Here is a 20,539-nt window from a genome sequence, read left to right on the forward strand (position 1 = left end):
TCATTGTTCGCCGTCACACAGAGCGCGGAACAGCGCCGCCGGTTCAGCGTTGCCGCGGCCTGCATCGCTGAGCCGGTGATAGCGATCTGCGACGATCTGCGACAAATCAGTGGGAGCACCGATTTCTCGGGCGAACGCAATGACCTCGTCGACATCCTTCAATGTCATGTCGACGGTGACAAGTGTTGCGTCGAAGTTACCGGCGGCGATCATCGGGGCGCGGATCTGAAACTGCCCCGAGGTGGCGCCGGGGCTCGCTGAGATGAGTTCGGCGACCTGGCTGAGATCGAGACCGGCACGTTGGGCGTACACCATCGCCTCGACGGCGGCCGTGACATGGATGGTCGCCAAGAACTGGGCGACGAACTTGATCTTCGAACCGTTGAATTCGGTCCCGACATAGGTGACCTTGGGGCACATGGCCTGCAGTACCGCTTCGTAACTGAGGTACGCGTCGCGGTCGCCGCTGGCATAGATCATCGCGATCTTCATAGCCACCATCGGTGGCGTACCGCTCACTGGCGCATCGATAAATTGAGAACGCCTGTCGATCAACAGCTTTCGCGCGCCTTGCTTGACATCCAAGGGCAGGGTGCTGCACTCGATGACGGTTGGCACTGCACTGGCTCGAAGAATTCCGTCTGGGCCGTCGATGACGTCCTGAAACGCCGCTGCGGACGGCATACAGGTCACGATGACGTCGGCGGCCTCGGCCACGTCGCGGGGCGAGCCGTCTCCCGCAACAGCGCCGCCGGCGGCAATCAATTCCTCAGATCGGCCGCGCTTGGTCGAGACGACATGAAACCCGTTGTCAAGCAACCCCTTTGCCAAGGGCAAACCCAGCCGGCCCACGCCGATGAAACCCACTGTGAGCGCACTCATGTAAAACTCCTCTGATCAAGACCACGACGAAGACCCGCCGCGCCGGTATCAGCTGTCGGTGACTGCAAAGGTCTCGTTGAGATCCGCTCCCAGCAACGCATCGGGTGGGGGCGGACCCATCAACTCGGCCGGGGGTGCGCCGGTGTTCCATTCATCGACGGCGTGTGAATCGGCGACCGTCCACGTGCGCGGCACGTAGGTCGGGTCGTGGAGGATGATCTCCTCTTCCACCGAGTATTCGAACCAGTAGCCCTCGGCGTCGCGGAAGTAAAGAGCGATGTTGTGTCCCGGACCGTGCCGCAACGGGCCCCATTCGATGCGTACATCGTTGGCTTGCAGAGCTTCGGCGGTGGCGTAGAAGGAATCGACATTCTTCATGCTGAACTGCAAATGGTGCAGCGCAGTGGCCGGCGTCCTCACCAACACCACATCGTGATAAAGGTAGCGGCCAGGGGAACGCATGAAGCCCATCACCTGTACTCCGCCAGGACCCATGATGCGGCTGGAGTACAGCTGACCGAGCGTGTCGAGCATGAAGGCTTCCTCGGCCTCGAAATCCGCGGCTCCAAGTCCGAGATGATCGGCGACAACGGGTTCGGGCCCGCCGGTCTCAGGTGCCTCGATGAGATGGGCAACCGGAATCGCAGTGCTCACGCCTGTCGTCAACTCGAGACAGTGACCGGCCGGCGTCAAAACCCTGACCGCGGGCGCTCCCTCCCACCCGGCCGATTCAAGTTTGGATACCTTGGCGCCCGTCGCTTCCAAGCGGCTGACCGCTGCGTCCAGTGTCTTGGCATCGTGCACCAGATAACTCACGTGGTGCAGACCGTGATCGTCGCCGGGTGTGTAGACCAGGGAGTATCGATCGACACCGTGCGCACTGAGATAGTGAGTACCGTCAGGATCGGCGTGGACGAGCGAGAATCCCATCCTTTCAGCCGCGAATGCCGCGGCCGTCTCCGGGTTTTTAGCGTTCAGTGCGATGTAGTTGACACGCTCGATGCCGATCGGTGACAACGCTGCCTCCTGATGTCGGGTTGGTTTCGCGACGCGGCTACTTGTGCGGTGTTGCCACCAGCCGGCAGGTGTCAGCTTACGGTGACGCCGACTATTTGACAATAGCGTTGGGTGCCCCTAACGTGACTGGCATTACAGCGATTCTCGCGCACAAGAACATCGCCTGGGAGGAAATCTGTGTCCGCAATGACCACCACTGACGAGGCCCTGGAACCGGATACAGAGGAGCAGCTGATCGCCAAGGCCGCGGAGTTGTCCACGCTGCTGAGCGAGCACGCCGACGAAGCGTCGCAACTGACCCGGCCGGCTGATACCGTCATCGAGGCGCTTCGTGACGCCGGCATGTTCAAGCTGACGACGCCTCGATCACGCGGCGGCTACCAGGTGTCGCTACCGACCTTCATCAGGATCGGCGAAGAGTTGGCGCGCGGGTGTGCATCAACGTCGTGGGTCACCAGCATCTACAACGGCGGCATCTATATGAGCTGCACCTTCCCGGACCGGGCGCTCGACGAGGTGTTCGCCGATGGTGCGCCGTTGATGTGTTCGAACTTCACACCCTCAGGGCAGGCCATTCCCACCGATGGCGGCTATCGCATCACGGCCTCGTGGCGGTTCTGCAGCGGCCAGCATCACGCTGACTGGGGCTTGATGGCCTCGATGATCGTGCGCGACGGTCAAGATCCCGAGCCCGCCACGTTCATCATCCGACGTTCCGACATGGCGGCCGCTGACGACTGGCACGTCAGTGGTCTGCGCGGATCGGGATCCAACACGCTCTCGGTTGAGGATTTGTTCGTTCCTGAGCACATGGTGCAGCCCATCGCGGTTGCAGCCATGGCGGAGACCCGTTCTGAATCGCTGGCCTCCGATAGCTACTTCAAGGTGCCTCATATCCCGTTCTTTACTGCCGGAGCCACCGGTGCCCCACTCGGAATGGCGAGGGCGGCAATGGATTTGTTCGCATCGCGAATTCACAAGCGTGGTATCACGTACACGACTTACGCCAAGCAGTCCGACGCGGTGGTCACGCATCTGCAGATGGATGAAGCGATCATGAAGATCGACGAGGCGCGCTTCCATGCCGAGCGGGCCGTCGAGACCGCCTTGAAGGTCTCTGAGAACCTCGCCGATGTGGCGAGCCGGGTGCGAATCCGGTCCGATGCAGCCTGGTGCTTTCGCCGCAGCCGTGAGGCGATCGAGGTCATCCGCCAAGCCGCCGGCGCAAGCGCTCTGACCCTGTCGAATCCGATGGGCCGCATCGTGGATGACATCGAAGCGCTCACGGTCCACTCGTTCCTCGTCTTCAGCACAAATGCCGAACTGCACGGCCGGGTCCGCTGCGGACTGGCTCCGGACGTGCCGTTCTTCTGATCTGTCGGGCTCACCGATCACCGCCGTCGCACCGAGGAGCGAATTCCGCGTGTCTATGTCAGACCGGGCCCCTGATAGCTCGTCTCTGTTGACACGGAGCTCATTCCGAGTGGTGATGGCCGACACCGACGCGGCGCAGGTTATCTACTTCGGAGCCCCGCTGCTATGGGCCGAGCGGCTGGTTTCCACCTGGCTCGCCGACGTGGGCTGCGGAACCTTTGACGCGCTGGCCAACGGGTATGGTCTGCCCGCCGTGCGGTGCGAAATGGAATACGCGTCAGCGCTGCGGCTCGATGATCGAGTGCAGGCCACATTGTCGGTCGACACGCTCTCCGAGCGATCGGTCACCTTTCGTTCCGAATTCACCAAGGTCGGCGAAACGAGCCCGGCGGTGATCGTGCGTGTGAAGCAGGTTCAGGCCGCTGTGGATGGGTCCGGTCTCCGATCGGTCCGCCTGCTTCCCAAATTAGCTGAAGCACTGAGCAACACGGCAACACGGACGTAATAGCAGCACTAGGTAGGGACAGATGACTCAAACCACCACCGGGCATGCGCCGGCACCAGCCGGCTATCAACCCTCGGGCAGGGGCCGCGCGGCGCTCGCGATCGACTTTTGGCCCGCACGCCTCCCCGATGGCGTATCCGCGCGTTCGGAAACCCTGATTACCTTCGACGGCGAAGTCACCCGCGGAACGCTGTATCAACCGAATGCACGCGCACACACCGTGTTCTGCCTGATGCATCCACGTCAAGACCTTCGTCAACACCCGCTGATCCCCGAGTTACTGAGATCGGGGAGTGCGGTATGGGCACAGGTGGGGCGTGATGTCGGCAACGATCTGCGGCTTGTGCACGAAAACGCGTTACTCGACGTGGCCGCTGCGATGGAGTGGCTGCGGCGGGAAGGCTTTGAACACATCTTCCTGATCGGCCACTCGGGAGGCGGCGGCCTCTATTCGTACTACGCTGAACAAGCAGAAGCGCAACCGGATTCGCGAATCTCACGTACCCCGGGCGGCGCGCCAACGAAGCTCGGGGATGCGCCGATGCCTGCACCCGACGGCCTGGTGCTCATCGCTCCGCATCCAGGCCAAGGCAAACTCTTGCAAGCGGCCATCGACCCATCGGTTACCGACGAAGCCGATCCTTTCTCGGTCGATCCGGCCCTGGATCCCTTCGATCCTGCCAATGGCTTTGGAACCGCTGAAGAGGGCGGCTCACAGTATTCGGAGGCTTTTGTTATCGCCTACCGGGACGCGCAGGCACAGCGGGTGGCCCGCATCGACGCGCGAGCGCGTGAACTGATTGCCGAGCAGCTATCGGCCCGCAAGAAGATCAAGGCCGGTACCGCTACTCGCGCGGATAAGCGCCGCAGCATCCTCACCCCGGTCATCACCACCTACCGCACCGACGCAGACCTCCGCTGTACGGACCTGCGGCTGGACAAATCCGAGCGGCCCTACGGTTCGGTGATCAGCGCCAAGCCGTCAGTGTCGAATTACGGTGTCAACGGGTTCGGTCGGCTGACCACACCCGAGGCCTGGCTGTCGACATGGTCTGGTCTGTCGGCCAACGCATCGGTGGCCCGCTCCCTGGCGGGTGTATCCGTGCCAGTACTCATCATCGAGTTCACCGGTGACTGCTCGGTGTTCCCCAGCGACATCAGCGAGGCGATGGCGAGTGCTGCGTCTGATGACGTGACGCATCATCCGATTCGCGCCGACCACTTCGGTCGACCGCTCGCCGATGGTGAGCCTGACGGTATGCCGTTGGCGGGACACAAGATAACCACTTGGGCCAGCGAACGGGCTTCGCGATGATCGGGACCGAAGACGTGGACATCGCGGACAAGGTAACTCCCTATCCTGATTCGTTGGCCGCGCGCTATCGGGCAGCCGGGTTCTGGCGGCCTCGGACGCTGTGTCAGGAGTTGCAGGAGTCTGTCGAACGCTTTTCCGATCGGCTCGCTGTGGTCGATCCCGGTGTCAGGTTGACCTACGCCGAGCTGGGAGATCTCACCGATCGGATTGCGACCGGCTTGCTTCAGGCGGGTCTGAAGCCCGGCGAGCGTGTCTTGTTCCAGACGACCAATCACGTCTGGGCCGTGCTGGGCTGGTACGGCGTGCTGAAAGCCGGCCTCGTTCCGGTTGCAACGCTGGCCCAGCATCGTTGGCACGAAATCAGTGCGATCGCCGGGCAGTGTGCGCCGGCCGCGCACCTGTACGAGCCCGGGTTCGCCGGTCATGATTTGCGCAGCCTCGCAACAGAAATCGCAGACGCGCAACCGAGCCTGCGCATCAAGCTCACGGTCGGAACGACCGCACCTGCCTCGGACGAACTTTCGATCGAATCGCTGGCCGAAGCCAACGAATCTACGGGTCAGCAGCGACGCCTCACCGTAGAGCAGGTGCAACGCCAACTCTCCCCGGAGAGTCTGGCGGTGCTACAACTCTCCGGCGGAACAACGAGTGTCCCCAAACTCATTCCGCGCCTGAGCACCGAGTACTGGTACAACGCCGCTCAGTGGGGCGACGCGATGAACATGGACTCGACCAGCGTTGCCGTGCATCTGCTTCCGTTGATCCACAATGCCGGTATCGTGTGTGCCCTTCACGCGGCACATTCAGTCGGGGCGTGTTTTGCCACCAGCCCGCCGGATACCGCGGCCTTCTTGCGGTTGGCGTCGACTGTAACTATCACCCACATGCTGATGACGCGACCGATCGCGCGTGTCATCGAGGCTGATACACGGCTGCGGGCGGCCCTGGCGGGGCTGCGCACGGTCGCCTGGGCCGACCGCTCAGTGCCCAGCGCAGTGATCGATGAGTACGAGACCGGAGCGTGCAAGGTCATCCAGATGTTCGGTATGGGCGAGGGCATGTGCATGTTCTCGCCGCGCGACGCATCGGCGGAGATCCGGCACGGAACACAGGGAACCCCAATCTCTCCCGGGGACGAAGTGCGGGTACTCGAACCCGGCAGTGAGCGACAGGTACCGCCGGGAACGTCGGGGGAGCTGTGCGCCAGGGGTCCATACACCATCCGCGGTTATTTCGCTGCCCCGGAACGCAACGCCGAAGCCTTCACTTCCGAAGGCTTCTACCGTACGGGCGACATCGTCACAGAGATCCTCGACGGCGACAAGTCCTACTACCGACTCGAGGACCGGATAAAGGACCTGATCAATCGCGGTGGCGAGAAGATCAACGCCGAAGAGGTCGAGCTCTTACTACTCAGGCACGAGGGCATCGAGCGTGCGGCACTGGTGGCGATGCCCGACTCGCGTTTAGGCGAGCGGGCCTGCGCCTTCGTGGTTTTACGCCAGGGATCCGAGGCAATCGAGCTCGAGACCATCAAGCAATTCCTTTCGGATCAAGGCGTGGCAAAGTTCAAATGGCCTGAGCGCCTTGAGATCCGAACTGAACTCCCGCTGACCAACATCCACAAAGTGAATAAGGCGATTCTTCGCGAAGAGATCGCGACATTGCTCGCCGACGAAAGGTAATCGTCGATGAAATGGGTCACGCGCCAGACGGTGCACCTCGATCGTGTCGCCTCGCCGTGGCTCATCAAACGCTTCGTGGATCCGGAGGCGCAATTTCTCTTTGTCGATGCCGACGGGCCCTGGCCCGAAGACGCCACACCGTTCGCACTTCCGGGCGCAGCGTTGGGGATGCATGATCACGACGGCACGACTTTCGACAAGATTCTGCGCGCCTACGGCCTGCAATCACCGGTCCTGGCGGATATGGCCGCTGTCATTCGCGCGGGCGTGCACCATGTCCTGCAAGAAGATCAGGGCGATACCCCGGACTCGGTGATCCAACTGGGCGTTGCGTGGGCTCTCTTATCTGAGGGCCTAATGCTTCAGCGCGGCGACGACCAAGCGATCATCGATGCGTCGATGGAGGCATACGACGCACTTTTCGCCGCGTTGTGGGCTCGTCGACTCGACGCCAGGAGCGGTCGAGAAGTCTTCTGGGAACGTATGGCCTCGCTCAGATCGCAGTGGCAGCAGGAGTCTCCACTGTCTTCCGGGCAAGCTTGACGGCGGCCAATCGCGAACCGCACCGGTGCTGGCGGACCTAGCTCGGCTGGTAGGGGATGATCAGCGCTTCTTATCGGCATCGTCGAGCAAGCGCTCGAGGTAGGCGACATCCTGACGGAGCAGCGACAACGCGGCTCGCGGTCCAGTCGCCGCTGTCACCCGGTTCTCCGCCTGCAGCACGCTCGCCACTGCCATGTCGGCGACGTCGGTGGCGACCTGCTCAGCGCTGGCCGCGTCGTCTTCGTGGAACCACCACGCTACCCAGTTGCACATACCGATCACGGCCAACGCGGCGATCCGCGGATTCACCGGGCGAAACTGGCCTGCGTCAATGCCAGCTTGGATGACTTCGATGAGGTTGCGCAACATCTTGCGCTTGGTGGTCTCGTGAACCTTCGCCAGATCTTCGGGCAATTCGGCTTCGGAACGCGCCAGCAGTAAGAAGCGCGTGGGGTGCAGGGCACGGTTATGCGCCATCAGATAGGCGACCTCGGACAGTTTCTGCACAGGGTCGATCGTCTTATTGTTTGTCACCCGCAGGATCTGCGCCGTGTTTCCCGCCGTGATCTCGGTGACGAGCCTGGAGAGCAGATCTTCCTTGCTCTTGACGTAGTAGTAAAGAGCCGGACGGGTGATGCCCATGGCGTCGGCGATATCTTGGAGACTGGTGCCGGCGAAGCCGCGCTCGGCGAAAAGCTTGGCCGCGGTTTCGTACATCTGGTTTTCGACTAGCTCTTTGCGCATGCTGACCGCCGGCTGGGACTGCGCATTGCCGTCCCGGGTTGCCTCACGTGCTCCGGAACCCGACGCGGTCTCTGTCGCTTTCGCCATCGAACCATCTTAATTGGTGAAATGCTTAATCTTCGGAGATCCGGACGCACGGTGCGCCAAGAGGCCCCACGCCACGCTCGCCGAAGACGCGCGGCACCCGTCGGGTCATCCTGCGGGGCGGTGACAGTCATTCGTCGGGTGTCTCCGAACCGCAACCCGATGTCGCGCCAGTGGTCGAATCAACGCTAAAGTCAACTATCAGTCGTATGTGTAAACTCATGTCGTTCACAGCTTCTTCTGACTCAAGGAGTCGCCACATGGTCGTCACCGTCCAAATGCCGACGCTCGGCGAAAGCGTCACGGAAGGGACAGTGACCCGGTGGCTCAAGCAGCAGGGGGACACCGTCGCCCTCGACGAGCCTCTGCTGGAGGTGTCGACAGACAAAGTCGACACCGAAATACCCTCCCCGGCGGCGGGCGTGCTCACAGAGATCCTCGCGCGCGAGGATGAAACCGTCGCGGTGGGCAGCGATCTGGCGCTCATCGGCGAAGCTGATTCCGCACCCACCGACGTAATGGTCGACGATCGGCCGCCGCCGACTCATGTCGGTGCGCCCCCCGAACCCGTCCGGGGGCCCACTCCCGACAGGCAGTCCGGATCGGAACTCGACGCCGCAGAACAGACCGCCAGCGGGGACGCCGAGACGTTGTCGGTGACGATGCCCGAGCTGGGCGAGTCGATCACGGAGGGCACGGTGACTCGCTGGCTGAAGGACGTCGGCGACTACGTGGAAGTGAATGATGCGCTCGTAGAAGTGTCCACCGACAAGGTCGATACGGAGATCCCGTCGCCGGCTGCGGGGACGCTGTTGGCCATCACCGCCGCTGCAGACCAGGTCGTCCCAGTCGGCGCCGAGCTGGGCAAGATCGGCGCGCCTCGGACACTTTCATCCACGCCACCGCGAGCATCAGAGGCGCCGTCACAATCCCAACGAGAAGCTCAGACGGCAAGAGAGCCGGCACCCCAGTTCGTAGCGGACGCGGAGCCCCGTGACGACCCCGCGCCCGGTGCCGCCCCGGCAACCAGGCTCGCCCCCGAGCCCGCCCGCAAGCCCGCCGCACCGCCCGCGCCGGTACCGGTGGACGGGCGCCCCACTGCCGGACACACGCACCCAGCAGAGCGCAGTCAGCAAATCTCACCGTCGCGTGCCGATGCGCCGGTGCGCGGCACGGTCCAGAAGGCCAGCAGGATCCGCCAGCTCACCGCCGCAAAGACCCACGAATCACTCTTGAGCACAGCGCAATTGACGCAGACCCACGAGGTCGACATGACGGCGATCGCGGCGCTTCGGGCGCGGGTAAAAAAATCCTTCGCCGAGCGGGAAGGAGTCAACTTGACGTTCCTTCCGTTCATTGCGACCGCCGCGATCGATGCGTTGAAAGCCCATCCCAACATCAATGCCAGCTATGACGAGGAGTCCAAAACCATTACCTACCATGACGCCGAACACCTTGGTTTCGCCGTCGATACGGCGAGAGGACTGCTGGCGCCTGTGGTGTCCAATGCCGGTGACCTCTCGCTTGGCGGGTTGGCGCGGGCAATCGTCGACGTTGCCGCGCGGGCGCGTTCTGGCGACCTGGCTCCAATCGAATTGTCGGGTGGAACCTTCACCATCACCAACATCGGCAGTGAGGGTGGGCTGTTTGATACGCCGATCCTGGTGCAACCCCAGGCGGCGATCCTGGCCACCGGAGTGATCCGTAAGGAACCCAGGGTGGTGCTCGACGCCATGGGCAACGAGTCAATCGGCGTGCGGTCGGTCTGCTACCTGTCAATGACCTATGACCATCGACTGGTGGATGGCGCCGATGCCGGCCGTTTCTTGAGTACGATCAAGCGTCGCCTCGAGGCTGCGGATTTTGCCGCCGAACTCGATCTAGAGCACGAGCGCGGGTGACGGCTTGGGACCGCTTACGGACTGAGTCATCAAATCAGGCTCCACCGCGGGATCTTCGCGCCGGCTTGATCGGCGACAAGCTCTGCGCCGTCGACGTTTTCGCCGCCGATGCCGCCGCCTGAATTGATACCTGGCTGGGCCGCAGCCCGGCCACCGAGCAGTTGAGCAGCAATCGTTGGCAGATCTACGATGTAGTTGATTTATCAACGCAAACGTAGCATCGTCTGTCGGGTGGCGCGCCACTGCCGATAGTGAGCGCCCTTCGTCGTGGGTAGCGAAAGGTATGAAAGCAATGGCCGACCAGTTTGATAACCGTCCAACTCTGTTCGTAATCAGGCACCTCCCAGGCCCGAACTTTCGACCTGAGGTCGCGCCCACCGAACAGGACGGCGTCGCCGAACACTTTGCATATGTCCGGCAACTCGAAGAGTCGGGGGCGATCCTGCTGAGTGGACCGCTGCTGGCCGACGGCGCTGGTGGCCTGATGGTCCTCAGTCCCCGCGTCGACGCGGCTGAGGCTTCCCGCATCGCGGAAAACGACCCGGCGATCAAGTCGGGTTTGGTCGTCGCCGACGTGCTGCCATGGATGATTACCGCGGGCGACTTTTCGAACATGACCTAAACTGGTGTCAAGCCGGCTGGCGGTCAGGCATCTCACCTCGCCTGAGGTGGTTCGAAATCCGAACAGAGACAGATAGTTGCGCCGTACGGTGTACGACCCCGATGCCTCGACGGGCTCCGGCGTTTGGCCTTGGGCGGTGGAGGCAATCTTCCAACAGAAATCACCGAGCTGCGGGCCGGGGCCAGAACCGCGCCCGCGATGCACGCAGGGCCGTCACGCTCCTCTCGGGGACGTGCATTACCGACACCGAGACCTCTCGGCGGCTTGCCTGCGGCGCGGATTCTCCGAAGTATCGCCGTTCACCCGAAATGGCAAGTCCCCCACCACCAAGCGGGATGTTGTCGAGCTGATTAACCTCCCCTACCCGGGAGTCACCGTGCGCTTGGTGAAGTCCAGAACGGTCCAGACACGAGCGCCGGGTCACCGACCATAGGGAGACCTGGCGATGTTAGGAACGCGTGCGGACCTGGCCATTCCTGCCATAACTTCGACGCCGCCGGACGCCAGGTTACGGTGATGACGAGTATTTGACAACTGCGTTGGCGGAGGGCTACTGTGACAGCCGTTACAGTCAGCGTTCGCGGTGGCACGGCGGTGCCTCTAAGGGCTGTCGTATGAGGAGTAGGGGCATGCCGCGCCTGGACCCGCAAGTAGCCGGTAAGTCCGCCCGCAAGGGGGTACGAGGTGGCGCCGCGGCCTGCCGTGCGCCCCGACGAGGCATCCTGTCCGAGGTGGCCGACGGGCGACGCGATCGGCGTCGTCAATGACACCCATGTCCGCGCTGAGCCCCGGGTCACGCGAATGTCCTTGCCCATCAATGGAATCGACTCGTCTGACCTTCGGCCTTACTTCGTCTTGCGGGACGACTCGGGAGCCGCTGCACGTGTGTCGGCGTCGCGCGGTCTCGTTCCTTGGAAGTTCTATCGAGAATTTTTGAGACTATGTTCAAAAATGCTCCGATGTGGTGTACCCTGCCCCAGGAGCAGCGTTGTGAGCCGGAGCACAGGGCAAACGACAGTGGTCAGCGCGACGGGGAGGAGGCGAGTTTTCGATGGCAACAGAGACGCCGACGGCGGCGACTACGCACGCCGGGTCAGCAAACGGCGACAGCGGGCACCGCGGCGCCCTGCATCGCGCACCTTTCGGGAACGGCGCCCCGCCGGATGGCTGGCGCGCGGTACTGACGCAGCCCGGCGCCAGCGTTGCCAAGGCTGCATCGCGAGTCGGCACGATTCCGGCGCGCAGTACGGCGACCACGGGTCGCGCTGTACTGATGGCGGCCGCGGTGTTGCGTTATGCCGTCATCGACACAATTTCGATGCGGTTGCCCGTCGGTGAGCTCATCGTGCAGGCCTGGACCCTGCTCAAGGTGACGGCAGTTCCAGCGGTGCTGATGGCGGTGCCCTTCGGCGCGATGATCGCTGTCCAGGTGTCCGGCCTTGTCAACGAGGTGGGGGCAAACTCACTTATCGGGTCGGCAATCGGGGTCGGTGTGGTTCGTCAGGGCGCACCGATGACCGCGGGTTTGCTGATGGGTGGCGCCGCGGCCTCGGCGATCGCTGCCGACTTCGGGGCCAGGGCGATCCGCGAGGAACTCGATGCACTGAGAACACTCGGTATCGATCCGGTGCAGCGTCTGGTCGTGCCGCGCTTTCTGGCCCTCGTCCTCACCGCGCCGATCTTGTGCACCATCGTCGTCGCATCCGGCGTGGCAGCAGCCTTCACGATCTCCGTCACCGTCAACGACGTGACGCCCGGAAGCTTCTGGCTGTCATTCGGTTCGTTTGCGAAGATGGTCGACGTCTGGTTTGCGATGGGCAAGACCGTCACCTTCGCCGCCTTTGTCGCAATCATCTCCTCGATGCGGGGCATGGAGGCCAAGGGCGGACCGCGTGGTGTGGCGGATGCAGTCAACGCCGCTGTCGTACTCAACGTCGTCTGCATCGTGACCGCAAATCTGGCGATCACTCAGCTGGAGACGATGTTCTTCCCCATGGCGGTGGCGTAGTGGCGCCGCCGATACTGCCAGGCTCTCGCGCCGTCCCGTCAAAGTATCTTAATTTTGGCCGGGCACCGGTCAGACTCGTTAATGGGACACTGAGAACCGCGGGCCAATGGGTGGTGTTCATCGCCCAGACCCTGTGGCTGCTACCGACAACTATTCGGCGGTACTCACGGGAAACAGTGCGAGTGATGAACAGCCTGGCGTGGGGCCGGGGTTCAATAGTCGTCGACGGCGGCGTGATCAGCATCCTGACAATCCTTGGTGTGACCATCGGCGCGATGGTGGCCATCGAAGCTTATGCGACGCTCAACTTGATCGGCCTCGGCGCGCTGTCCGGAATCATCGGCGGGTGGGGAAACGTCCGAGAGATGGCACCGCTGGTCACCGGCGTCGCGTTCGCCTCCCAAGCCGGCTGCCGGATGACTGCCGAAATCGGCTCCATGCGGATCGCGGATGAAATCGATGCCACCGAGTCGATGGGGCTGCGATCGATACCCTTCGTCGTGGGCACGCGTCTCGTCGGCGGAATGATATGTGTGGTACCCGGCTTTCTGCTCGAGTTGATGGTTGCTTTCTTCACCTCGGATCTGGTAATTCGCGTTTCCTACAATCAACCAGCCGGAACATACAATCACTATTTTGTTCAATTTCTCTCCCCGACAGACATTGCTTATTCGCTCATTAAGGCGATTATTTACTGCGCCGCCGCGACGTTGATTCATTGTTATTACGGTTATTTTGCATCGGGCGGACCCGTTGGGGTCGGGCAGGCTTCCGGACGCGCAATTCGCGCGAGTCTCGTCACCATTATGGTCCTCGACATTATGACGACCGTCATGATTTGGGGCTGGACGCCGAAATTCGAGTTCAAGGGCTAGGGGAAACGCTTGCTATTCCGGATGTCGGAGGCTGCCGAAGCGCGTCGGCTGACCACCATCGGCGCGGTGCTCGCGCTGTGCTTGTTGGTGACGGGCGTGTTGATCGCCGTGAACCCATTCCGTGGCCGTCCGGCGAACCGCATCTCGATCGTCATGGACCTGCCGTATCTGGGTCAGGGAGTCACCGCGGGTACCGCGCTGATAATGCACGGGGTCAACGTCGGCCAAGTCACCTCCGTGTCGAGCCTTGCCAGCGGTGGTGTCCGCCTCAACGCTGACGTCCGGTCGGGACCCACTGCCGGGTTAACAGACAAGATGAACGTCGACTTTCGGCCGTCCAATTATTTCGGCGTCACCGCCATCAACCTGGTTGCCGGCACGGGCGGGGCACCGCTGCGAAATGGCTCGCGAATCGACACCGTTCCAAAGGGAAACTTCACCCTGCAGGCGTTGCTCTACCGGCTGGGTGAGATCACCGGCGGCGTGGTGACGCCGCAATTGGTGCGCGTGATGGACCGCGCCACGCGGTTCACCGACGGGCTCAATCCACTCATCGAGACGATCGTGGTCGCGGCCGAGGCGGTGACCAAGGTGCAGACGGTAAGTACCGAGCAACTTTTGAGAAATACGACCGGTGTGAGTGTGGCATTCCCAGGCACGCTGGACTCGATTACTTCTGCTGGCTATAACTTCGATCACAACTCTGGATTCGTGAGGTTCATGCAGACCGCCGACGGCTGCCTGCCCGGTCAAGATTTTGTCAACCTTGCCCCTTCCATCGGGCAGTATCAAACAGATGAATATTGGAACAAGCGGTCTATAGCGACGCTTGACCTGCTGGCGAATAGGTTCTTCGGTGCATTGGGCAAGCTATTGTCATCCCACCCGCAAGATTTGATGCCTGCGGTCGATCTGGTCAAAACTCTGACCGATGTAGTGCCCGGTCTGATAACACCGGCCAATATCTCCTCTGACTTGGTGGAATTGCGAACTCGACTGGAAAATCTGTATGCGGGATCCCCTGAACAACGGGCGATACAGACACACATCGTCCTGGATGAATTACCCGGTGTGGCTGCCCCGCTCGGTGCGATAGGAGCCCAGTGATCACGCCCAAGGCCGCATTATGGCGATTTGCGTTGGCCGCCGCCGCCGCACTGGCGGTGTTCATCGTCCTGGTCAATGTCCTGCGACAACCAGTTGCCGCACCCACACGCTCCTACACAGCTCAATTCACGGATGCGTCGGGCCTGCACGTCGACGCTGACGTGCGGGTCAGGGGAGTGCGGGTCGGGAAAGTCAAATCGCTGACGCTCGAGCGTACGGCTGGACAGAGCCTCGCAATGGTCGAGTTCAGTCTCGACAAGCGCTATGCAGTGGTGTCCACGTCGCGGTTGGCCATCAAGTACCAGGCGCTCACCGGGTTGCGCTACGTCGATGTCGTCAATCCGTCCGAGACGGCGCCAGCGGCGAGCATTGTGTCGCATGTTCCGATCACCATGACGCAACCGTCGTTCGACATCACCACTCTGTTCAACGGGCTGCAGCCCGTCATCGCGACCTTGAGTCCCAGCGATATCGACACCTTCACCGAGAATGCCGCAACGTATCTGTCGGGCGAGGGCGGACTCAAGCCGATGCTCGACAGCGTCCGAAAGCTGACTCAGTTCGCGTCCGACCGCGAACAAGTCATCGCGACGGTGATGCGCAACCTCGACGCTGTGGCCGACACGTTCGGCGGGCATTCGAAAGATTTCGTCCAGGTCCTGAAGTGGCTGAATCAGCCGTTGGACGCGGCGATCTCGGTCATGGACGAGTTTCGTAAGTCGGAACTGTATGGGCCTGCCTTCACCGCGCCTACTCTCCAAGTCCTTGCCAACGCAGGGTTTCCGCTCGGGCCCGCCACTCGGGTGCAGCAACCCGACGGCAGAATCGACGTCGTCGACTCCTCGCGGAGTGACATCGCCGACGGTCTCGACAAGGCAATCACGCGTTTCGATGACTACAGTCGCGACGTCCTCAAGCTGATACCGGTGATGTGGGATAACGTTCCCCCGCCAGGGGCGCCTGATACGCCATTGCCCTGTTCGCGGGGTCGCGCGCAACTGCCCGACTCAATGGACGTGCTCTTGAATGGCCAAAGGGTGATCTTGTGCAATCGATGAAACTTCTCAAGAGTTCGACGTTCTGGGGTGTCGCCGCGCTGGTACTGGTCGCCGTGCTGGCGATCACTGCTGCCGAAATCAACATCAGTCCTCCGGGCCAGAAGATGATCTCCTTCTACACCGATGATGCGGCGGCGATCCATCCCGGTGATACCGTGCGGATTGCCGGGATCACGGTCGGCAAAGTGAAAGATCTGTCAATCGAACCGAATCAGGTCAAGGTTCGCGCAACCGTGGATCACGACGCATTTGTCGGTGATCAGTCACAAATTCAGGTCCGTATGCTCACCGTGGTCGGCGGTTATTATGTCAATTTGGTATCGCTGGGCAGAAAGCCACTGGGTGCAAATCCGATCCCGGTAGAGCGCGTGACGATGCCGTACAGCCTGATGCGGGCGCTGACCGATTCGACAAAAATCACCGAGCGAGTTAATCCGAAGCCGATTCGCGAATCATTGGATCAAATCAAGGAGGGACTCACCGGCACAAACGTGCAGACCCTTTCCGCCGTTATCGATGCGGGCAATGCCCTCACGTCCACGATCGAGCGTCAGCGGAGGCAGGTTACATCGATACTCAATCTTTCCGATGAGTACATCGAGGCGCTGCGCAATTTCACGGGCGAATTGAAGGTCCTGGTGAGCAAGCTTGCCATCCTCGAGGAGACGCTCGTTCTGTACGGCAAGGGTTTCGGCGAGGCCCTGAAAGGTATGGGCGACGTCGGTGATGCGTTCCTGCGTCCCTTCGGCGACTTCTGGGTGAACCACCGCGAGGAGTTCATCGAGAAGGTTCGCGATTGGCAGGACAGAGTCACCCGGTGGAAGGACCACAACAGCCGGATCATTCCCAGACTTCGGCGAATCAGGAACAAGATCGAGCGGATGCTGGACGCGCAGAACGCGCCGCCCGAGTTGCTTGCCACAGATCTTTGCATCCCTATGGCGGGGAGTCCGTGCTGATGGTCTCGCAAGTGGTTCGCCGCATATTTCGTACCGCCGTAGCTACACTCACGGGCGCTGCAACCGTCGCCGGTGCCTCGTCGTGCGCCATGATGGGCGGCGAGAAGAGCGTCGCCTATTGCGCGATGTTCCCAGACACCATCGGTCTGTACGCCGGCAACCCGGTGACCCAGATGGGCTATCAGATCGGCAAGGTCACGTCCATCGCCGCTGGCCCCACCCAGGTCCGGGTCGACTTCTCAATCACACAGAGCAGGCCACTCCCGCCCGACGTCAGGGCAGTCATCCGGTCGCCATCGATCCTTGCCGACCGTTCGTTGGAACTGGTCGGCAACTACAGTTCCGGTCCGCGCCTCCAGGCCGGCAAGTGCATTCGGCTCGACCACTCGTTTTCGGCCAAGACGATTTCGCAGGTGGTCGGATCGACCTACACCTTTCTCAACTCGATCAACCCGAACGGGTCGACGAACGTCGGTGACACAGTTCGCGGGCTTGACGAACTGGCGCACAACAACGGAGCCGGGATCAACCAGCTCGTGACCAGGACGTCCGCGCTACTTGACAGCCCGGACGAAGCGATCAGTGACATCGGCTCGATCATCCGCAACACCGCCGAGCTGACCGGTGTACTGCGCGAACTGATGCCGCCGTTGAAGCAGATCATGTACGACGCGCGCAAGACGACGCCGGACTTGGCGTTGGCGCTGGACGGTACGACAGGGCTCGCCGGTCCCGGCGGCGGAATGGGGACCCTCGGGCCACTGGCCGAGTTGGTGGCGATCCTGCAAACCAGATTGGGTGACGAAACACAGCAAGCGCTCGACACGGTCAGCGTCACGGTGCGGAAGCTGACTCCCCACGCGACCGCGATGTCGGATCTTTTCACCCCGGTGCCGTGGTGGATCAACACGATCGCCAATCACTTCAACAGGCGTGATTTCCACACGTTCAACCTCGCCTATCGGCCCCCGCTGTATCGGGTTCGGACCCACGACGGGCTCGCGCTCTGCGGCATGATGAACGCGTCGATGCCGGGCAGTTGCGCGGATGTCAACGGCCAGCCCTTTGCCGTCGACGTCGCGCTCCTGCAGTACGTGCTACAGCAGGCGGCGAAGCGATGAGGCGGCGGATATGGTCGGCTGTCGCCGTCGCGGCAAGTGCCATGTTGGTTCCGTCGTGTGCTTCCATGACCGTCAACTCGTTACCCCAACCGGGTAAGAGCTACCGCGACGGTTACGAAATCGTCCTGCAGTTCGCCAACGTCCTGAGCCTGCCCGACCGTGCGAAGGTCGTGCAGGACGGTACGACCGTCGGACTGGTCACCAAGATCAATCTGGCGAGCAATCACGTCGACGTCGTAACGCGGATCGACCCCGACGTGGTGGTGCCGGCAAACGTGCATGCGACGTTGCAGCAAGCCACGGTGCTCGGTGACACCTATGTCGCGCTCGAGCGTCCTGAGTCGGGTCCGCCGGCGCCGGCACTGCGCCCGGCCGGGACAGTTCCGTTGGCACAGACCACGTCTCCTCCCCAACTGGAGGACACGATCGCCAACTTGGCGAACTTCGTCGGCAGCGGATCCATTCAGCGTGCCCAAAACACCATCATCGGGATCAACAGGGTGACGCCGGCACGAAGCGGTGAATTCCGCGACCTGGTGAAGCGGGTAGACACCGACCTCGCGGATCTGAGCAACAACATGGACATGGTCGATCAGTGGCTCACGGGTGTATCCGGAACAGCCCAGGTCATGTACAACGACCTACCCGAATACAAGTACTTCTGGTCGACGGAGGGGATGCTCGGCTGGAAACGCTCATTCCAAGTCGGGTCTTACATCGCTACCGTGTTGCCCTCGATCGGTAGTATCTACAGCGGTGGCTATTGGCTTGTGCCCCTGCTGAAGTCGCTCGGCGGTGCGCTTGGAGCCCTGAAAGAGAGCAAATGGGCATTCGAGAACGAAGCGCCCGCGTGGCAGCGGCTACTCACGGACTACTTCCTTCCCGCAGATAAGTACCCGGCGATAAACATCACGTCGATAAAAGGGCCGGATGGGAAAGAGCTCATCGACAACGTGCAGGACGTGCTGCGGATTCTTGGAGCGACGCCGTGAAATTAAAGGGCGCCTTGTCGTTCGCGATGTTCGGAGTGATCATCGCGTTCGCCCTCAGCGTGATCTGGTCGTTCGGTGTTCGGACCGGCCCGCCTGCTCAGCGGACCAACCTGAGTATGGCGGTCCCCGACATCAAGGGCCTCGTTGTCGGTTCGAATGTGCTGCTCCGCGGTCAGCCGGTCGGCAAGGTGACCGAAATCAACACGGCCACTAGCGACGCTACCGTGCAGTTCTACGTCGACGGCGATCACCACATTCCTGTCGACACCGACGTGCGGCTGGACAATCTGTCCGCGCTCGGGGAGGCCTACATCGGACTGGCGCCACGGACGAGCGGAGGCTCGGTATACAAGGACGGCCAACGTATCTCGCCGAAGACGATAGAAGCGCCGCCGTCCATCTCGGAGCTGGCCACCAGCGTGGTGCGCGTGCTCAACCAGCTCGACCCCGGCCAGCTCAAACGAATTCTGGGCGAGGCCGACGCTGCTCTGCCCGCGCCCGAGCAGGTGCTGCCCAACCTGGCACATGCGAGCTCGCTACTTCGGAGTCAGGCGACCAGCATGCATGGCCGGGGACAGGAAGTGATCGACAATTTCCAGGCGCTGCTGCGCAACGCGGGCTGGGTTGGCCCCCTGCTCGGTGATCTCATTTCGCCCATTCGAGCGGCGGGTTTCGGAGCCGCCGGTACTTATCAAGGCATGATGCACACCTTGGAATGGAATAACCCGCGAGACATGGCGCTGTTCGGTGATTACCTGGACCGAATTCAGAAATTCCTGGACACGCGGGGTCCTGACGTCAAAGTTCTGACGGAGACGCTTTTGCCGCATTTCAAAGGCATTGGCGGAGCCCTGATGAATTTCGACAGTGGACAGATTCTCTCAAACATATTGAAGAGCATCCCGAAGGAGGGCGCGATTACACTGCACGTTGCCGTTCCCGACCGGTAGGCCGGGCAATCATCGAAGTTTTGAGGGGAAGCCGTGTCCATCACTGACCACGACATCGAGAACGCGTCGTCGGACGTCGTCGACGACGAGAAGCCAGAAGTGAACGAGGAGCCAGAAGCCGACAAGAAGCCGGCAAAGGACCAGAAGCCAGAGGAAACAACTTCAGAACCTGACGAAGCAGCGACCGTCAAGAGCAAGTCCAAGGCGGACTCTGAGAAGTCGCGCGCGCGGGTGTCGATATCGGTGCGGACGTTGGTGATCGCGGCCGTTATCTGCGTTGCTGCCAGCGCGATCGGAGTGCTGGCGTGGCTGTACATCGGCGCGCAGAACAAATTGAGTGCGGAAGCGCGCGCTACCAGCAACAAGAAGCATGCGGAAGAAATAGCCCAGGACTACGCCGTGCATGCCGCCGAGATGAACTTCCAGGACCTCAACGCTTGGAAGGTGCAACTCGTGAAGGGCACCTCCCCGGAACTGAAGGAAAAGCTCACCAAGGCCGCGGGTGAGATGGAACAGATCCTTACTCCGCTGCAATGGGTTTCGACCGCGCGGCCCTTGGCCGCGAAAGTTCGCTCAGATGTGGGCGGGACCTATGTCGTCGACTCCTTCGTCAGCGTTCTGACCAAGACAATGCAAGCTCCTGAGGGACTGCAGTCGACCGCTACCTACAGTCTCACAATCGACAGCAACAAAGACTGGCAAATCAGCGACGTCGGCGGCATCGCCGCAGCTCTTGGACAGAAATAACGGGCGATGTTTCAAAGGATGTGCTGAGGGATGGAATCCGTAGCAACCGG

19 protein-coding genes are annotated in these 20,539 nt (G+C 61.8%); 16 read left to right on the forward strand and 3 right to left on the reverse strand.

Annotated features, from left to right (window positions below):
* Together AWC19_RS20385 and AWC19_RS20390 are read right to left on the reverse strand one after the other, a co-directional pair.
* Positions 1 to 882: an NAD(P)-dependent oxidoreductase gene (locus tag AWC19_RS20385; protein WP_085079807.1), complete on the reverse strand. Its 882-nt coding sequence runs from the start codon at positions 880 to 882 to the stop codon at positions 1 to 3.
* Positions 883 to 930: 48 nt separating this feature from the next.
* Positions 931 to 1,899, reverse strand: a complete 969-nt coding sequence (locus AWC19_RS20390; RefSeq protein WP_085079809.1) for a VOC family protein — start codon at positions 1,897 to 1,899, stop codon at positions 931 to 933.
* Between the two features lie 186 nt (positions 1,900 to 2,085).
* Between AWC19_RS20390 and AWC19_RS20395 the strand changes: the two genes are divergently transcribed.
* From AWC19_RS20395 to AWC19_RS20415, 5 genes are all read left to right on the forward strand, one after another.
* Positions 2,086 to 3,273 carry an acyl-CoA dehydrogenase family protein gene (locus AWC19_RS20395; protein ID WP_085079810.1) on the forward strand — a complete coding sequence of 396 codons (1,188 nt, stop codon included), beginning with the start codon at positions 2,086 to 2,088 and terminating at the stop codon, positions 3,271 to 3,273.
* Positions 3,274 to 3,388: 115 nt separating this feature from the next.
* Entirely contained in the window at positions 3,389 to 3,778 is a 390-nt protein-coding gene (locus tag AWC19_RS20400; RefSeq protein ID WP_245849183.1) for an acyl-CoA thioesterase, read from the forward strand.
* A gap of 22 nt (positions 3,779 to 3,800) precedes the next feature.
* Complete coding sequence (locus AWC19_RS20405; RefSeq protein ID WP_085079812.1) at positions 3,801 to 5,093, forward strand: alpha/beta hydrolase; 1,293 nt, start codon at positions 3,801 to 3,803, stop codon at positions 5,091 to 5,093.
* The gene (locus tag AWC19_RS20410) at positions 5,066 to 6,778 is read left to right on the forward strand and encodes an AMP-binding protein (protein ID WP_085079814.1); all 1,713 of its coding nucleotides are present in this window, start codon (positions 5,066 to 5,068) and stop codon (positions 6,776 to 6,778) included. Before AWC19_RS20405 ends, AWC19_RS20410 begins: the two co-directional genes overlap by 28 nt.
* A 6-nt stretch (positions 6,779 to 6,784) precedes the next feature.
* A complete protein-coding gene (locus AWC19_RS20415) occupies positions 6,785 to 7,321 on the forward strand; it encodes a chromate resistance protein ChrB domain-containing protein (protein WP_014711194.1) in 537 nt (178 codons plus the stop codon).
* A 60-nt stretch (positions 7,322 to 7,381) separates the two neighbouring features.
* Here the strand turns inward: AWC19_RS20415 and AWC19_RS20420 are convergent, their stop codons facing one another.
* Positions 7,382 to 8,152, reverse strand: a complete 771-nt coding sequence (locus tag AWC19_RS20420) for a TetR/AcrR family transcriptional regulator (RefSeq protein WP_142281324.1) — start codon at positions 8,150 to 8,152, stop codon at positions 7,382 to 7,384.
* Between the two features lie 257 nt (positions 8,153 to 8,409).
* On the opposite strand from AWC19_RS20420, the gene AWC19_RS20425 reads away from it, so the two are divergent.
* From AWC19_RS20425 to AWC19_RS20475, 11 genes are all read left to right on the forward strand, one after another.
* On the forward strand, positions 8,410 to 10,050 hold the full coding sequence (locus AWC19_RS20425) for a 2-oxo acid dehydrogenase subunit E2 (RefSeq protein ID WP_085079815.1): 1,641 nt from the start codon (positions 8,410 to 8,412) through the stop codon (positions 10,048 to 10,050).
* Between the two features lie 292 nt (positions 10,051 to 10,342).
* Positions 10,343 to 10,672, forward strand: coding sequence for a YciI family protein (locus AWC19_RS20430; RefSeq protein WP_085079817.1), 330 nt, complete (start codon positions 10,343 to 10,345; stop codon positions 10,670 to 10,672).
* 1,051 nt (positions 10,673 to 11,723) lie between these two features.
* The gene (locus AWC19_RS20435) at positions 11,724 to 12,680 is read left to right on the forward strand and encodes an MlaE family ABC transporter permease (RefSeq protein ID WP_085079818.1); all 957 of its coding nucleotides are present in this window, start codon (positions 11,724 to 11,726) and stop codon (positions 12,678 to 12,680) included.
* 110 nt (positions 12,681 to 12,790) lie between these two features.
* Positions 12,791 to 13,555 carry an ABC transporter permease gene (locus tag AWC19_RS20440; RefSeq protein ID WP_085079819.1) on the forward strand — a complete coding sequence of 255 codons (765 nt, stop codon included), beginning with the start codon at positions 12,791 to 12,793 and terminating at the stop codon, positions 13,553 to 13,555.
* Between the two features lie 21 nt (positions 13,556 to 13,576).
* A complete protein-coding gene (locus tag AWC19_RS20445; protein ID WP_085079821.1) occupies positions 13,577 to 14,662 on the forward strand; it encodes an MlaD family protein in 1,086 nt (361 codons plus the stop codon).
* Positions 14,659 to 15,720 (forward strand): MlaD family protein, encoded by a 1,062-nt coding sequence (locus AWC19_RS20450; RefSeq protein ID WP_085079822.1) that lies wholly within the window; start codon positions 14,659 to 14,661, stop codon positions 15,718 to 15,720. Before AWC19_RS20445 ends, AWC19_RS20450 begins: the two co-directional genes overlap by 4 nt.
* Positions 15,717 to 16,679, forward strand: coding sequence for an MlaD family protein (locus AWC19_RS20455; protein ID WP_085079824.1), 963 nt, complete (start codon positions 15,717 to 15,719; stop codon positions 16,677 to 16,679). Before AWC19_RS20450 ends, AWC19_RS20455 begins: the two co-directional genes overlap by 4 nt.
* Positions 16,680 to 16,768: 89 nt before the next feature.
* Complete coding sequence (locus AWC19_RS20460) at positions 16,769 to 17,800, forward strand: MlaD family protein (RefSeq protein ID WP_085079825.1); 1,032 nt, start codon at positions 16,769 to 16,771, stop codon at positions 17,798 to 17,800.
* A complete protein-coding gene (locus AWC19_RS20465; RefSeq protein WP_211284968.1) occupies positions 17,797 to 18,792 on the forward strand; it encodes an MlaD family protein in 996 nt (331 codons plus the stop codon). Before AWC19_RS20460 ends, AWC19_RS20465 begins: the two co-directional genes overlap by 4 nt.
* Complete coding sequence (locus AWC19_RS20470) at positions 18,789 to 19,742, forward strand: MlaD family protein (protein WP_085079827.1); 954 nt, start codon at positions 18,789 to 18,791, stop codon at positions 19,740 to 19,742. The genes AWC19_RS20465 and AWC19_RS20470 overlap by 4 nt, the downstream gene beginning before the upstream one ends.
* A 33-nt stretch (positions 19,743 to 19,775) precedes the next feature.
* On the forward strand, positions 19,776 to 20,489 hold the full coding sequence (locus tag AWC19_RS20475; protein WP_014711205.1) for a hypothetical protein: 714 nt from the start codon (positions 19,776 to 19,778) through the stop codon (positions 20,487 to 20,489).
* Positions 20,490 to 20,539: the final 50 nt, after the last annotated feature.

The organism is Mycobacterium palustre (genome assembly GCF_002101785.1).
GTDB lineage: Bacteria > Actinomycetota > Actinomycetes > Mycobacteriales > Mycobacteriaceae > Mycobacterium > Mycobacterium palustre.